Genomic DNA, 13,783 nt, shown 5'->3' with positions numbered 1-13,783 from the left:
GGATCAGTGCTCGGGCCAGACGGCCCGCTTCTTGCCGAGGACGCGGTTGAAGCTGGCGACGTAGCTGTCAAACAGATCCCCGCCGCCAAGGCGGCGCAGGTGCAGCACCGGCGCGTATGCAGCCGGGGTGCCGTACAGGTGAGTGTTGATCAGCATCTCGTCGTCGAAGCGGTAGATGGAGTTGTAGAGGATCGTGTCGTGGTAGTAGATCCCAACGTTGTCCAGGTCCCGAAGATCTTTGTAGAAGGCCAACGCGTTCAGGATCTTGTTGGACATGGCTGGGCCGAGGCCCTCGGCATCTCCACGCTCGGCGATGTGCTCGCCCTCCGGGTCGCCGAACAGCAACTCCACCTGCGCCCCGGCCAACGCCTTCTCCCGAAGCGTCGGGATCCAGCGGTGGTTGAACTCCGGCAGGAACAGGCCTCCGTAGACCAGGACGCCGACTTGTCGGGTGGCCTGCTCCAGGAGTCGCTGCCAGAGGTCGGTGGGGACGGCACCGCGACGCGGGTAGATGTGGACTAGTTCCGACTGGCTGATCTGCACGGCCCGCTGCGTCGGAAGTGCGTCCGGCCAGAGGTACGCCTCACTCTCGTTGAGCAGCTCCGCGATGGAGTGGCGATAGCGCGGGTACGGGTTGCGGGTCTGCGTCACCCACCGCTCGACAGTCTTCGGGTCGACACCGAGCTTGTCGGCCAGCGTCGACGCCGTCAGGCCTTTCTTGAGCATCCCGTGGCGAAGACGGTCGTTCGGCATCACACCTCCTGCTCACCGGGGTCCGAGGACGACATTGGGACGACTCAACCTAGCAAGGACGTCCCCACTCGTCCGTAACTCGCGGTGAAGTTGTCACTACCAATTCGCAGAGCCTGGTTCTGCAGGACCTGTCGTCCAGACAGGACAATCGTGCGCCGGTTGACGGAGGTGGGAATGTAGGGCGACGAGGCGGCGAGCAAGAGCGAGCAGGCTGAGGCGGCCGAGCGGGAGGCCGCCAAGCAGCGCCTCCTCGCGCAGGCGGAGGCAGACCGCGTACCGGTGGAGGACACGACTCGCGCGGTCCCGGATCGGCGGTGGCGGCGTGGTCAGCGATGACCTGCCGATCGGCCGTCGGGTCGCGCGGTGGCGGGTGCGGCGCGCGATGACGCAGCAGCAGCTCGCGGACCGGCTCTGTCGGTCGAAGAGCTGGGTCGACAAGGTCGAGCGGGGTGTGCGCGCCCTGGACCGGTACTCGGTGATCCAGGAGTTGGCCGAGGTGCTGCGGGTCAACCCCGAGGTGCTGCTCAGCCAGCGGCCGCCGCGCACACCGGTCGGCACTGTCGATGGGGTCGACGGCATCCGGGCCGCTCTTGCCCGCTACGACACCCCGCAGGCACCAGAGCACACGACGGATGAGGCAAGAAGGCAGGTCGGGTACGCCTGGTTGACCTACCAGCACGCGGACTACGCCCAGTTGGTGCGGGCGATGCCGGGGCTGCTGGACGTCGTCCAGGGCGCGCGGTCACCGGAGTTGCTGGTGCAGGCGTACCGGATCGCCTCGTCGTTGCTGGTCAAGCTGGATGAGGCCGACCTCGGGTGGCTGGCCGCCGATCGGGCGATGGCCGCTGCCGGTGACGATCCGCTGTTGTCGGCGGCAGCGGTCGTGTCGATCGCCCAGGCGCTCCGGGCGCAAAACCGCGACCACCTGGCTTTGGCCGCGCTGCTCCCGGCCGCCAACCTTGCCCTTCCACCCTCAACCCACTCCGGTGATCAAGAGGTTAGCGGGACTTTTGTAGATCAAATTTCCCGCAAACCTCTTGATCACCGGGGTCAGACCGATCGCCGGGACCAGGCTGTGGGTGGGACGTTGCTGGTGCAGGCCGCCCTGGCCGCTGCCGGGTGTGGTGAGCACCGCCGTGCTGGCGAGCTGATCGACCGGGCCGCTGGCATCGCCGCAAACCTTCGGGGGTACGACGATCCGCACCGCACCAGCTTCGGGCCGGTTGCCGTCGAGTTGGCCCGGGTGCTGCTGGCGGCGCAACGAGACGATGCCGCCGAGGCAGTGCGTCGGCACTCGACAGTGGTGCGGCGGGAGGGGTGGCGGCGTTTGCCGGCCGAGTATCGGGACGCGTACCTGCTCGACGTCGCGCGGACGTACCTCAGGCTGGGTGACCTGCGCGGGGCCGCCCGCGCCCTCGTCGACGCGGACCACGTCGCGCCGGCCGAGGTCCGGTGCCGGCCGTTGGTGCGTACCGTGATCGCCGAGATTGCCCGCGCGCAGCCGACACCGGCCGGCGTCGCGCGACTGGCGGCGGTGGTCGGCCTTACCCGCTGACCGGCCGCACCGGAAAGCAGGGCGGTATGGCTACCACGGCCAGTGCTTGGCGAGGTTGGTCGGGTCGTCGCCCGGCGACACCACGAACGCGCAGGTGCCGCTGTCGTCGAACAACAGCAACGGCCCGGCCCGCGATGCCAGCGCCACCGACGCGCTCAGAACGGCGAGGCCCGATGGCTTGCGGAATCCGATGTCGGTCACAGCCTGGTTCAACGCCACCGGCTCGTCGCGGGTGGCACCATCGACGCCCAGCGTGACCTCTCCCAGGTCCAGGCCACCCGTTGACGCGCACCTGGCGGGGTTCGGGCAGCCGGGGAGGTCGACGACCGGTTCATGCCCCGTGACCTGGAACCACGGAGTGCCGTGACAGCCAGCCTCCCGAAACGCCGACAGGACCTGTTCCACTGTCGGCAGCTGACGGACTGGTGGTGGCTCCTCGGGCAGACCAAAGGAAGACTCGGCGCCGGCCGCCCACTCGAGTCCACCATTCTCGGCTGCCTGATGCAGGGGCGTCACCACCAAGAACCAACCCACAGCACGCATCGTGCCACCCCGACGTCCGGACAGGACGTGAGGCGGACCAGTTTGAGGCGGCTGCCTCGCTGGCGGGCACCCACGTAACCAGATGGACGGGCCGGTTGGGCAACGGGCAGCATCGCGTGGTGCACATCGCGACGGACGGGGAAGCCGTCGACATCATCACCGCTGCCGACCACTGGCAGTCCTCCTGGTATCCGCCGTCGAACCCTCCCGCGGGCACTCCACACGGATCGACCGGGGTCTGCGTGGTCGCTGGTCAGGTGATCCTGGTCAGCGATGACGGCAAGCACTGGCAGTTCCGTCTCGTCCCTCCGGAGGGCGTGTGGGACGCGGTGACCGTTCCGACCGGCTGGGGGCCGATCTACCGCCGAATCCTGGTCGAGGCAGATATCCCAGTTGGCCAATCGCCGAGAGGCGGACCGATACACCCCTGACTGCGCCCGAGTTGGCTGGCGACAGCATCTCCGTTGGTCCTGGTAGGGTTGGCGTGGGAACCAATGTTTAGGAGCTTTCGGCTCCGAAGGGATCGAGTCTTCGATCCTCCAGCGAGTCTCAGACTCGCCTCGCAGGATTTCCGCCAGGCGCACATTCGTGCCACGGCCCCTGCGAAGCCTCTTCGTAGTGGGCCTGCCTGGCCCTACGAGCCGAGGGGCTCCCCATGACCGCCGCCGTCAGCTACGCCGACGAGGCCGCGATCCGCGCTCACTACCAGCACATGCTCGACAGTTGGGGCGATTCATCCGCCTACGCCGAATGCTTCACCCCCGACGCCGACTACATCATCGCGAACGGGATGATCGAGCACGGCTGGCAGGAGATCGTCGACGGCCACGACATCATCTTCTCGGCGTGGGCACGCAACAGCCGTTTGGTCGGTCGGATCGAGAGCATCCGCTTCATCACCAGCGAGGTGGCGTTGCTGATCGCGCACGGGCACATCGAATACCTGGACAACCGTTCCAGCGACGGCAACAAGCGCACCGTGTACTCGCTGGTGGCCCAGCGATTCGAGGGCCGCTGGCTGTTTGCCGCGTACCAGAACACACCGCTGGCCGGTCACTGACCGCCCCGCCCCACTGCCCCGGTGATCATGGAGTTGGCGGGCCTTGTGTAGATCAAATCGTCCGTCAACCTCATGATCGACGGGGCGGGGCGGGGCGGGGCGGGGCTCGGCTGGGCGACGGTGGCGGTCTTAACCGTTGACCGAGGCGCGCTGGCGGAAGTCCTCCGCGGGGTCGATGGTGCGCACCGGGTCGGGCACCGGGCCGCGTCGCCGCCACTCGCGCGGGTAGCCCAGCGAGACCTCCTCGAACCGCACCCCGTCATAAAACGTGGTGCGGGGGATGTGCAGGTGCCCGTAGACCATCGTGGCCGCACCGAAGCGCAGGTGCCAGTCGCGGGTGCGGACGGTGCCGCACCACTGGGCGAACTCCGGGTACCACAGGATGTCGGTCGGCTCGCGCACCAGCGGGTAGTGGTTGACGAGCACGGTCGGCAGGGTCGGGTCGAGTGCGGCCAACCGGCGTTCGGTCTCGGTGATCCGGGCGTCGCACCACGCCTCCCGGCTCGGGTACGGGTCGGGGTGCAGCAGCGCCTCGTCCCTGCACACCACCCCGGCCCGGTACGCCAGGCCCAGTGACTCCTGCTTGGTGCTCGCCCCGGGCACCCGGAACGTGTAGTCGTAGAGCACGAAGAGGGGGGCGATCGTGGCCGGGCCGCCCACGCCGTCCCAGACCGGGTACGGATCCTCCGGGGTGACAACGCCCAGCCCACGGCACATGCGGACCAGTGCCTCGTAGCGCGCCACGCCGCGCAGCTGCACCGGGTCTTTGGGTGGCGTCCACAACTCGTGGTTGCCCGGCGCCCAGACGACAGTCGCGAACCGGGTGCTCAGCAGCGCCAGTGCCCACTCGATGTCCTCGTACCGTTCGGCCACGTCGCCGGCGACGAGCAACCAGTCGCCGTCGTGGTCCGGGTGTAGCTCCTGGACGAACGAGCGGTTCTCCGGGTGGGCGATGTGCAGGTCGCTGACGGCCCGCAGCCGCGGAGATGGGCTCACCCCTTCGAGGCTAGGCGTCGCGGCCCGATCCGAACAGGCCCTGTCCGGCGTTCCTGGGCGAGTCCCGTCGCCGGCATATCCGCCGACTCGGCGGGAAAGCCGCGACGTCCGACAGCCCGAGACCGGAGCAGGAGACAAACATGCCTTTCATCACCGTGGGTACGGAAAACTCCGCGCCCATCGACCTGTACTACGAGGATCACGGTTCCGGTAAGCCGGTCGTGCTGATCGCGGGTTTCCCGTTCAACGGGGCAACCTTCGAGAAGGCGACAAACGCGCTACTGAACGCCGGATACCGGACGATCACCTACGATCGGCGCGGCTACGGCAACTCGGCCCAGCCGACCTTCGGCTACGACTACAACACGTTCGCGGCCGACCTGGACGTGTTGATGACCGAGTTGGACCTGAAGGACGCGACCCTGGTCGGTCACTCGATGGGCACCGGCGAGGTCGTCCGCTACCTGGCCAACTACGGCTCCCAGCGAGTGAGTCGCGGTGTGCTGCTCAGCCCGCTGCAACCGATGCTGGCCAAGGCGAAGGACAACCCGGAGGGTGTCGACACGAGCCTCTTCCAGGGATTCCAGCAGGCCATCATCAAGGACCGCTACGCCTACCTGACCCAGTTCTGCGACGCGTTCTTCAACTACAGCGAGAACAAGGGCAAGCTGGTCAGCGAGGACGCGTACCGGGGGCACTGGCAGATCGGCGCGATGGCCTCGGCCAGGGCCACCCACGACAGCGTGACCGCCTGGCAGGAGGACTTCCGTCAGGACCTGCCGAAGATCGACGTGCCGATCTTGATCATGCAGGGTGACAAGGACAACGTGCTGCCCTACCCGGTGACCGGTCAGCGGCTCGGGCCGATGATGCCGACCGCCAACCTGATCACGATGAAGGGCGCGCCGCACGGCATTCCGTGGACCCACGCCGACGAGGTCAACAAGGCGATCATGGACTTTATGAAGCAGCCGGCCAAGGCTCGCGCCTGACCCGTACCGGTAGCCGATCGGACGCCCGCGCCTTGCGGCGCCGCGGCACCCGGCCCACGGTTCGCACCGGGGCCGGGTGCCGCCGTCGGTCAGGGTCGGCGGGCCACCACCGCGCCGTTGGCACCGGGGGCGTCGAACGGCACGGTACGCACGTCGACGAAACCGGCGTCGGCGAGCCAGGCCATGTACTCCGCGCCCGAGTAGTTCCGGCCGCCCTCGGTCTCGACAAGCATGTTCATGCCCATCAGCGCCGCCTCCGGCGGACCGGTGCGCTCGTCGTTGAGCAGCAGCTCACACACGACGATCGCCCCACCGGGCGGCAGCGCCGCGTGGCAGCGGGCCAGCAGCGCCCGGTTGGTGGGCTCGTCCCAGTCGTGCAGGATCATGCTGAGCAGGATGACGTCGTGCCCGCCCGGCAGCGCCGGGTCGACGAGGAAGTCCCCGGCGACCGCGTCGATCCGCCCGGTCAGACCGGCCTCCGCGATCCGCTCCCGCGCCCGTACACAGACGTGCGGCAGGTCCAGCACCGTGGCCCGCAGGTCGGGCAGGCGGCGGCAGAACTCGATCGGGAACGCCCCCGCCCCGCCGCCCACGTCGAGCAACCGGCGATGCGCGGAGAAGTCGTACGCGTCGGCCAACGCGCTGGCGGTGAAGCTGGACGTGGAGAACATCGCGTCCCAGAACTGCGCCAGCATCGCCGGGTCCTCGGTGTCGAACATCGACTGCTGGGACTCCGGGTCCCAGGTCAACGGCCGATCCGTGCGCAGGGCCTCGCCGATGCGGTGCCAGGGCAGGTAGGTGCGCAGGTCCGAGTAGCGCACCTGCGCGCCGAAGTAGTACGGGCGGCCTTCGACCAGGAACTGCTCGGCCAACTCGGTGTTGCGGTAGCCGTCGCCGGCCTTCTCCAACAGGCCGAGCGAGGCGGTGGCGGCCAGGAACAGGTCCGCGGGCCGGTCGGGCAGCCCGAACTCGGCGGCGACCTCGTCGACAGTCATCGTCCGACCGCCGGCCAACCTGGTGAACAGGCCGAGTTCGACGCCGACCGCGAGGGTCTTGAACCCCCAGACACCGGCCACCAGGCGCATGAGGGGAGTGGGAGTGGTCACGGAAACATCAGATCATAGGTTGTCGAAGTCCACGACGGTCGATTTCACGCCCGGATGAGGGTCACCAGTCCGGCCGCGACCAGCACGCCGGCCCAGAGCCGATCCACGTTGAACCACGCCCGACGCAGCACCCCGACCCCGAGCACCTGGTAGACCAGCACCGCCACGACCAGGGCCGTGGCGAGCATGGCAACGGTGTGCACCCCCGCCGCCGCGAGCCCGGACAGCGCGCCCACCGGCGCGGCGGCCAGGTGCCCGGAATGACTCCCGGACACCGGCGCGGTCACCAGCAGCGGCAACAGCATCAGGCCCGCGCCGTGCGCCGACGACATGAGGAACGACCAGCCGGCGAGCTGGGCGGGGGACAACCGCATCCCCGCCCAGCGGAAGTGCCGTTCGGAGAGCAGCCGCCACAACCCGAACCCGACGAGCAGCAGACCACCGACCACCGCCACGGCGGTGCTCGCCGTCACCGACCGGGTCGCGCTGACCAGCGCCGCGACGATGGCCACCGAGGCGAGATGCCCCGCCGCGATCGGTGGCAGCGACCGCAGCAGGGCCGCCCGGCTGCGTTCCTGCAGGCCCCGGGCCACCGCGAAGAGCCAACCCATCGCCGGGTTCAGACCGTGGAACGCGCCGAGCGCGACGAGCGTCACCCAGGTGGCGACGGTCACGGGAAGCAGTACGAGTCGGAGGACGCGTCCCCGCCCTGCAACCGGGTCTGGTGCACCCGCAGCCCGCGGAACTCCTCCCCGTGCGGGAAGAACCGCTCGTCGGGGGTGAGCCCGCCGGCGTCGGTGTCGACGTCGAGCTTCGCCAACCAGGCACCCACCCCGTCGGGGTAGAACTGGTCGTCCCACGCGCCGTAGAGGGAGTTGCTGACGTAGACCCGGCGGCCGTCCCGGCTGACCTCGACCATCTGCGGCCCACCCGCGAGGGCCTCGTTGGGCGCGGACGGGTGTGCGGTGCGACGCACGATCCCACCGAGGTGCACCGAGCCGGTCTGCACGGGGTGCAGCGGGTCGCTGACGTCGTACTGGCGCAGCTCTCCGGTGCCCCAGCAGGAGACGTAGAGGAACCGGTCGTCGACCGACAGGTCGATGTCGGTCACCAGTGGCGGCACCGCGCCGAACGGCTTGAGCAGGTCGGGCAGATCTGCCGGGTCGGCTGGCTCGGCCGGGATGTCGATCACCTTGGTGACCGCCCAGGCGTCCCCGTCGGAGTGCCACAGCCAGACCGAGGCGGACAGGTCCTCGACACTGATCACCACGCCGACGAACCCGTACGACTTCGTCGGGTCGTGCGCCGGGCGCAGCTCCAACGGCATCTGGTACGCCTCGCCCAGGTCGACGCGCTGCACGTGTCGACGCTTCGCGAGATCCCAGAAGTGGATCGCGTGGCCGTAGCGTCGGCCCAGCAGCAACTCACCGATGATGCCGTCCTCGATCATCGACGGGGTGCCCCACTCGCTGGTGACCAGCACGTCCTGCGTGAGGTGCCACCACACGTCGTACGCCAGGAACTGTGGACCCCGGTCGGACTCCCACGCTCCGCGTACCTCGAACGTGGTGTGGTCGAGGATGGCGATGCCGCCCGGCCCCTCCGCGCCGTCCGCGCCGCCGAGGGCGGAGAGGTAGATGCCGTCCGGGCCACAGTGCACGGTGTGCGGGCGCGAGTAGCCGGCCTTCTTCGCCAACTCCTCCGCCTCGATCACCTTGACCACCTGCGGCTGCCGCGGGTCGGGCTGCGTGTCGAGCACGTGGATGCGCGACGACCGCAGGCCGGGCACGATCAGGTAGCGCCGCTCCACGTGCGGGTGCGGGGCGGTCGGGCAGAGCGCGCTGCTGCACGCGTTCCACCCGAAGTGGTGCAACTCGTCGCCGAGGTGCGGCAGGTCCGTCCAGCCGACCACGGTGCCGTAGGCGGGGGAGTCGGGATCGGTGTCCAGCACCACGATGGCGTCCGGACGGCTGGCCGTCCGGTCGAAGGCCGCCACGTAGGCGAGCTTCTCCGCCGGCGCGGTCGCCGCCTCCGAAGGGGAGGGGTAGAAGGTGGGATCGGGGGTCCAGCGGGTCATCGGATCTCCGCTCGTCAGGTGGTGGGAACGCCGAGTCGGTCGAGCAGGTGCCGGCGCAGCACGCCGAAGGCAGGATCGTCCGGCGTACGGGTGGGGGCCAGTTCGACGGGCAGGTCCGCGGCGATGCGGCCCTCGTCGAGGAGCAGGATCCGGTCGGCGAGCAACAGGGCTTCCTCCACGTCGTGGGTGACCAGCAGGGCGGCGAAGCCGTGCTCGGCGCGCAGCCGACGCAGCAGGACCTGCATCCGCAGTCGGGTCAGCGCGTCCAGGGCGCCGAACGGCTCGTCGAGTAGCAGCAGGTCCGGTTCGCGGACCAGGGCCCGCGCGACGGCCACCCGTTGCGCCTGCCCACCGGACAGCTCGGCCGGCCAGGCGCGATCCCGTTCGGCGAGCCCGACCTCGGCCAGCGCGCGCTGGATCCGACCGGTGGTGTCCGCGCCGGACAGCCCGAGCCCGACGTTGGGCGCCACCCGTTTCCAGGGCAGCAACCGGTGCTCCTGGAAGACCACGGCGGCGGTGCCGTGCACGACGATGTCGCCGGTGGCCTCCCCGTCGAGCCCGGCGAGAATCCGCAGGAGGGTGCTCTTGCCGGAGCCACTGCCCCCCAGTAGGGCCACCACCTCGCCCCGCGCGATGGTCAGGTCGACTCCGGCCAACACGACAGTCGGCCCGAACGCCCGGTGCACCGCGTGCGCGGTCAACACCGGCGTCGTACCGGTCAGGTGGCCCGCAGTCCGCGACGCCATGTCAACATCCTCCTCTCCAGGACCCGCAACGCAAGGTCGGATATCAGCCCGAGCAGGGCGTAGACGAGCAGGCCGAGCACCACCACGTCGGTCTGGCTGAACTCCCTCGCCTCCATCATCAGAAAGCCGATTCCCGTCTGGGCGTTGACCTGTTCACCGACGACCAGGCTGAGCCAGGCCGCCCCGATCGCCAGGCGCAGGCCGAGGAAGAGCGACGGCAGCGCCCCGGGCAGCACCACGTGCCGCAGCCGGGCGGTCTGCCCCAACCCACAGGTACGGGCGGCCTCCACCAGCCGTTCGTCGATGTCGCGGATGCCGGCGTAGGTGTTGAAGTAGATGGGGAAGAACGCGCCCAGGGCCACCAGGCTGATCTTGAGCGACTCACCGATGCCGACCCAGATGATCAGCAGCGGGACCAGGCCCAGGTGCGGCAGCATCCGGGCCATCTGCACAGGTGGGTCGACCAGGTCGTCGCCGAGGCGCAGCAGCCCCGCCACCGTGCCCAGGACCAGCGCCAGGACGCCGCCGATCAGCAGCCCCGCCCCGGCGCGGGTGAGCGAGTCCAGCAGGTGCACGAGAAGCGTCCCGTCCCGGGTCAGCCGCCAGCCGGTGGCCAGGACGTCACTGGGCGCGGGCAGCTTCTCCGGTGCCAGCAACCCGGTCCGGGCGGCCAACTCCCAGCCCAGGACCAGGACCACCGGGCTGATCAGCCGCCGGTAGCGCCGAGTCGATCTCGGGCGCCGAGGCGTGACGGGCGCGGCGGTCACGACCTCGGTGGGAGGCTCGGCGAGCGTGGTCCGGCTCACTGGAAGACCGCGCTGAACCGGTCGTCGACCCGGGATCGCAGGTCGACCGGCCCCGGAATGAGCTCCAGGGCGATGAAGCTGTCGGTGATCGCCTGGAGCTCGTCGCCGATGGCCGGGGTCACCGGGGCGAGGGGCCGGGCGCTGCGGGCCAGGGCGCGGGTGGTGACGTCCTGCGGGATCTTCAGCTCCGGCGCGAGGGTGCTGGCCCGCTCGTCGGGGTGGGCGATGCCCCAGTCGGTCACCTCGCGGTAGCGCTGGAGGAACGCCCGGACGTCGTCCGACCGCTTCGAGACCGCGTCCGGGGCGGCCAGGACGTACTCGCGGTTGCTGGCCAGACCTGTCGCGTCCGCGAGCACCTGGACCCCCGGTTGCTCGGCCAGCGCGAAGTACGGGTCCCAGATCACCCAGGCGTCGACCTGGCCGCCGTCGAACGCGGGCCGCCCCTCGGCGGGCTTGAGGTACTTGACCTGGATGTCCTTCAAGGTCATGTTGTTCGCCTTGAGGAGTTGGACCAGCAGCCAGTGCACGTTTGACCCCTTGTTCAGGGCCACCGTCCTGCCCTTCAGGTCAGCGAAGGTGCGGTAGCCGCGGTCGGCCTTGACGAGCACGGCCTCGCCCTGCGGGATCGGCGCCGAGGTCCCGATGACGGAGAACGGGATCTTCCCGGCGGCGGCGAAGACCGGTGGCGCCTCGCCGACCTGTCCGATGTCGATGGACCCAGCCTTGAGGGCCTCGGTGAGCGCCGGACCACTCTCGAACAGCGACCACTCCACGTCCGGCGCGGCGCCGCGCGCCTTGACCAGGCTGAGGCCGCCGAAGCGCTGGTACCCGATCCGGAGCTTGCCCCCGCCTTCCCCGGCGTCGGCGGAGCCGCCGCAGGCGCTCAGGGCGGCCGTGGCGAGCAGGGCCACGGTCGTCAGCGCGGCGGTGACCAGGCGACGGTGGTGCGGGGGACGGCGGACCGAGGGGGTACGCATGGCGGCTCCTTGGGGTGGGCAGGTATGCCGGGCCGCGTCGACCGGCGTGAGTGCGTGGGCGGTAGCCTACTAACCCGATAGGTTTTATGGGTAGGCTGTCGGCGCGATCGTCCCACCCCTCAGGAGGTGCCCGCCGCAGTGCGTGCGCCGTCCGTCCCCGTTGGAGGAAAGAGCCGCCATGACCCTCACCTTCCACTGGTTCCTGCCCACCAACGGCGACAGCCGGGACATCGTCGGTGGCGGACACGGCGTACCGACCGGCGCCGCCGGAGGATCCCGACCGGCCAGCGTGGCGTACCTGGGACAGATCGCCCGCACCGCCGAACAACTCGGTTTCGTCGGCGCGCTCACCCCGACGGGCGCCTGGTGTGAGGACGCCTGGCTGAGCACGGCGATGCTGACCGAGGTGACCGAGCGGCTCAAGTTCCTGGTCGCCTTCCGACCCGGCCTGACCTCACCCACCCTCGCCGCCCAGATGGCCTCGACCTTCCAACGGCTGTCCCGGGGCCGGCTGCTGCTCAACGTGGTCACCGGCGGCGAGTCGCAGGAACAGCGGGCCTACGGTGACTTCCTGGACAAGGACGCCCGGTACGCGCGGGCCGACGAGTTCCTGCACGTGGTGCGCGCGCTGTGGCGCGGCGAGACGGTCGACCACGCCGGCACCCACGTACGCGTCGAGCAGGCGCGGCTGCACCGCCTGCCCGACCCGGTCCCGCCTGTCTACTTCGGTGGCTCGTCCGCAGCCGCGCTGCCGGTGGCGGTGCGGCACAGCGACGTCTACCTGACCTGGGGTGAACCCCCGGCGCTGGTCGCCGACAAACTGGCGCGGGTCCGGGCGCTGGCCGCCGACGCCGGGCGCGAGGTGCGCTTCGGCATCCGGTTGCACGTGATCGCCCGGGACACCGCCGAGCAGGCCTGGGCGCAGGCCCACCGGCTGCTCGACGGCATCGCCGAGGCCGACATCCGGGCTGTGCAGGACGGGCTGCGCCGCAGCGAGTCCGAGGGGCAGCGCCGGATGCTCGACCTGCACGGCGGCTCCCGCGACGGCCTGGAGGTCGCGCCCAACCTGTGGGCCGGGGTCGGGCTGGTCCGTGGCGGGGCCGGCACCGCGCTCGTGGGCAGCCACACCGAGATCGCCGACCGGATCGCCGAATACCACGCCCTCGGCATCGACGAGTTCATCCTCTCCGGCTATCCGCACCTGGAGGAGGCGTACTGGTTCGGTGAGGGCGTCCTGCCGATCCTGCGCGACCGCGGCCTGTGGCGACACCCCGACGGCCAGCCGGGGCCGGCGGACCACGTCGACGTTCCCTTCGCCGGGTCGGCGACGCCGCAGCCCGCCGGGGTCCGCTGACCGCCCGACCCGCGCCACAGCCGCTCACAGTGGCTGTTCGCCAACCCCGCACTGTCCCGTCGATCATGGAGTTGTGGTGGGTGACAAAGTGCCCATATTACACAAAACCAGGCATCATAATTCCATGATCGACGGGGGCGGGCCGCCGCTCCTCCGCGATCTTGCGCTTTCTATCGCGACATATGAGGGCGTTCTCCTCATACCGGCGACCGAAACTGCAAGATCGGCGCTGGCTTACAGGTCCACCGCGTAGACCCGGACCTGGCGGCCGGTGTCCGGCTGCACGGTCTCGCGCTCCAGCGACATGCCCAGCTTGACCATCACCCGCGCGGACGCCTCGTTGCCGACGACGTGGATGCTGACCAGCCGCCGCAGGTCGAGCTCGGCACGAGTATGGGTGACAACGGCCTGGGCCGCCTCGGTGGCCAGGCCCCGACCCCAGTACGCGCGGCCGAGCCGCCAGCCGATCTCCACGGCCGGCATGATCTCGGGCAGGAAGGTCGGCACCGCCAGTCCGGTGAAACCGGCCAGCTCGCCGGTCTCTCTGATCTCCACCGCGTACAGGCCGAAGCCGTGCTCGTCCCAGTGCCGCTGATAGGTGGCTAGACGCTCCGCGGTCGCGGCCCGGTCCAGGGTGCGGCCGTCATGGATGTAGCGCATCACCTCGGGCTGCGCGTTGACGGCGGCGAACCCGTCCAGATCATCGCTTCGTAAGCGGCGCAACAGCAGCCGCGGAGTCTTGAGGGAGGTGGCATCAAGGGAGTTTGTCAGGTTAGGCACGTCCCCTTCGTAGCATTTCGGCACCCACGAGGCGATGG

General features: G+C 69.9%; 15 protein-coding genes. 5 read left to right on the top strand and 10 right to left on the bottom strand.

All coding sequences use genetic code 11. The annotated features are described in order from the left end of the window. Positions 1-3 precede the first annotated feature (3 nt). A complete protein-coding gene (locus AB0A90_RS26685; protein ID WP_357253319.1) occupies positions 4-753 on the bottom strand; it encodes a helix-turn-helix transcriptional regulator in 750 nt (249 codons plus the stop codon). A gap of 322 nt (positions 754-1,075) precedes the next feature. On the opposite strand from AB0A90_RS26685, the gene AB0A90_RS26680 reads away from it, so the two are divergent. After that, positions 1,076-2,308, top strand: a complete 1,233-nt coding sequence (locus tag AB0A90_RS26680; protein WP_357253317.1) for a helix-turn-helix transcriptional regulator — start codon at positions 1,076-1,078, stop codon at positions 2,306-2,308. A 30-nt stretch (positions 2,309-2,338) separates the two neighbouring features. Here the strand turns inward: AB0A90_RS26680 and AB0A90_RS26675 are convergent, their stop codons facing one another. Further along, entirely contained in the window at positions 2,339-2,842 is a 504-nt protein-coding gene (locus AB0A90_RS26675; protein WP_357253315.1) for a hypothetical protein, read from the bottom strand. 125 nt (positions 2,843-2,967) lie between these two features. Between AB0A90_RS26675 and AB0A90_RS26670 the strand changes: the two genes are divergently transcribed. Together AB0A90_RS26670 and AB0A90_RS26665 are read left to right on the top strand one after the other, a co-directional pair. Continuing rightward, on the top strand, positions 2,968-3,282 hold the full coding sequence (locus AB0A90_RS26670; protein ID WP_357253313.1) for a hypothetical protein: 315 nt from the start codon (positions 2,968-2,970) through the stop codon (positions 3,280-3,282). Between the two features lie 224 nt (positions 3,283-3,506). Next, the gene (locus AB0A90_RS26665) at positions 3,507-3,911 is read left to right on the top strand and encodes an SgcJ/EcaC family oxidoreductase (protein ID WP_357253312.1); all 405 of its coding nucleotides are present in this window, start codon (positions 3,507-3,509) and stop codon (positions 3,909-3,911) included. Positions 3,912-4,040: 129 nt separating this feature from the next. On the opposite strand, the gene AB0A90_RS26660 is transcribed toward AB0A90_RS26665, so the two are convergent. Beyond that, the gene (locus AB0A90_RS26660; RefSeq protein ID WP_357253311.1) at positions 4,041-4,907 is read right to left on the bottom strand and encodes a metallophosphoesterase; all 867 of its coding nucleotides are present in this window, start codon (positions 4,905-4,907) and stop codon (positions 4,041-4,043) included. A gap of 140 nt (positions 4,908-5,047) precedes the next feature. Here AB0A90_RS26660 and AB0A90_RS26655 point away from each other — a divergent pair, with 140 nt between their 5' ends. Next, a complete protein-coding gene (locus tag AB0A90_RS26655) occupies positions 5,048-5,899 on the top strand; it encodes an alpha/beta hydrolase (RefSeq protein ID WP_357253309.1) in 852 nt (283 codons plus the stop codon). A gap of 89 nt (positions 5,900-5,988) precedes the next feature. On the opposite strand, the gene AB0A90_RS26650 is transcribed toward AB0A90_RS26655, so the two are convergent. From AB0A90_RS26650 to AB0A90_RS26625, 6 genes are read right to left on the bottom strand one after another with little or no spacing between them, the layout of a single operon-like run. Further along, on the bottom strand, positions 5,989-7,005 hold the full coding sequence (locus tag AB0A90_RS26650) for a methyltransferase (RefSeq protein ID WP_357253307.1): 1,017 nt from the start codon (positions 7,003-7,005) through the stop codon (positions 5,989-5,991). A 44-nt stretch (positions 7,006-7,049) separates the two neighbouring features. Then, on the bottom strand, positions 7,050-7,679 hold the full coding sequence (locus tag AB0A90_RS26645; protein WP_357253305.1) for a hypothetical protein: 630 nt from the start codon (positions 7,677-7,679) through the stop codon (positions 7,050-7,052). Next, on the bottom strand, positions 7,676-9,082 hold the full coding sequence (locus AB0A90_RS26640; RefSeq protein ID WP_357253303.1) for a selenium-binding family protein: 1,407 nt from the start codon (positions 9,080-9,082) through the stop codon (positions 7,676-7,678). The genes AB0A90_RS26645 and AB0A90_RS26640 overlap by 4 nt, the downstream gene beginning before the upstream one ends. 14 nt (positions 9,083-9,096) lie before the next feature. Then, positions 9,097-9,828, bottom strand: a complete 732-nt coding sequence (locus AB0A90_RS26635; protein WP_357253301.1) for an ABC transporter ATP-binding protein — start codon at positions 9,826-9,828, stop codon at positions 9,097-9,099. Continuing rightward, a complete protein-coding gene (locus tag AB0A90_RS26630; RefSeq protein WP_357253299.1) occupies positions 9,801-10,634 on the bottom strand; it encodes an ABC transporter permease in 834 nt (277 codons plus the stop codon). The genes AB0A90_RS26635 and AB0A90_RS26630 overlap by 28 nt, the downstream gene beginning before the upstream one ends. Continuing rightward, positions 10,631-11,611: an aliphatic sulfonate ABC transporter substrate-binding protein gene (locus tag AB0A90_RS26625; RefSeq protein WP_357253297.1), complete on the bottom strand. Its 981-nt coding sequence runs from the start codon at positions 11,609-11,611 to the stop codon at positions 10,631-10,633. The genes AB0A90_RS26630 and AB0A90_RS26625 overlap by 4 nt, the downstream gene beginning before the upstream one ends. Before the next feature lie 178 nt (positions 11,612-11,789). On the opposite strand from AB0A90_RS26625, the gene AB0A90_RS26620 reads away from it, so the two are divergent. After that, positions 11,790-12,965, top strand: coding sequence for an LLM class flavin-dependent oxidoreductase (locus AB0A90_RS26620; protein ID WP_357253295.1), 1,176 nt, complete (start codon positions 11,790-11,792; stop codon positions 12,963-12,965). 234 nt (positions 12,966-13,199) lie between these two features. Here AB0A90_RS26620 and AB0A90_RS26615 read toward each other — a convergent pair whose 3' ends face one another. Then, positions 13,200-13,745 (bottom strand): GNAT family N-acetyltransferase, encoded by a 546-nt coding sequence (locus tag AB0A90_RS26615; protein WP_357253293.1) that lies wholly within the window; start codon positions 13,743-13,745, stop codon positions 13,200-13,202. Between the last annotated feature and the right edge of the window lie 38 nt (positions 13,746-13,783).

This window comes from Micromonospora sp. NPDC049204 (assembly GCF_040647935.1).
GTDB lineage: Bacteria > Actinomycetota > Actinomycetes > Mycobacteriales > Micromonosporaceae > Micromonospora.
Note: the sequence above shows the minus strand (reverse complement) of the source record. Positions and strands in the feature narration are given on the sequence as shown.

Excerpts from the sequence above, each read along its gene's own strand:
- AB0A90_RS26685 (WP_357253319.1), bottom strand. The coding sequence starts at position 753 with ATGCCGAACGACCGTCTTCGCCACGGGATGCTCAAGAAAGGCCTGACG.
- AB0A90_RS26635 (WP_357253301.1), bottom strand. The coding sequence starts at position 9,828 with ATGGCGTCGCGGACTGCGGGCCACCTGACCGGTACGACGCCGGTGTTG.
- AB0A90_RS26620 (WP_357253295.1), top strand. The coding sequence starts at position 11,790 with ATGACCCTCACCTTCCACTGGTTCCTGCCCACCAACGGCGACAGCCGG.
- AB0A90_RS26665 (WP_357253312.1), top strand. The coding sequence starts at position 3,507 with ATGACCGCCGCCGTCAGCTACGCCGACGAGGCCGCGATCCGCGCTCAC.
- AB0A90_RS26640 (WP_357253303.1), bottom strand. The coding sequence starts at position 9,082 with ATGACCCGCTGGACCCCCGATCCCACCTTCTACCCCTCCCCTTCGGAG.
- AB0A90_RS26655 (WP_357253309.1), top strand. The coding sequence starts at position 5,048 with ATGCCTTTCATCACCGTGGGTACGGAAAACTCCGCGCCCATCGACCTG.
- AB0A90_RS26625 (WP_357253297.1), bottom strand. The coding sequence starts at position 11,611 with ATGCGTACCCCCTCGGTCCGCCGTCCCCCGCACCACCGTCGCCTGGTC.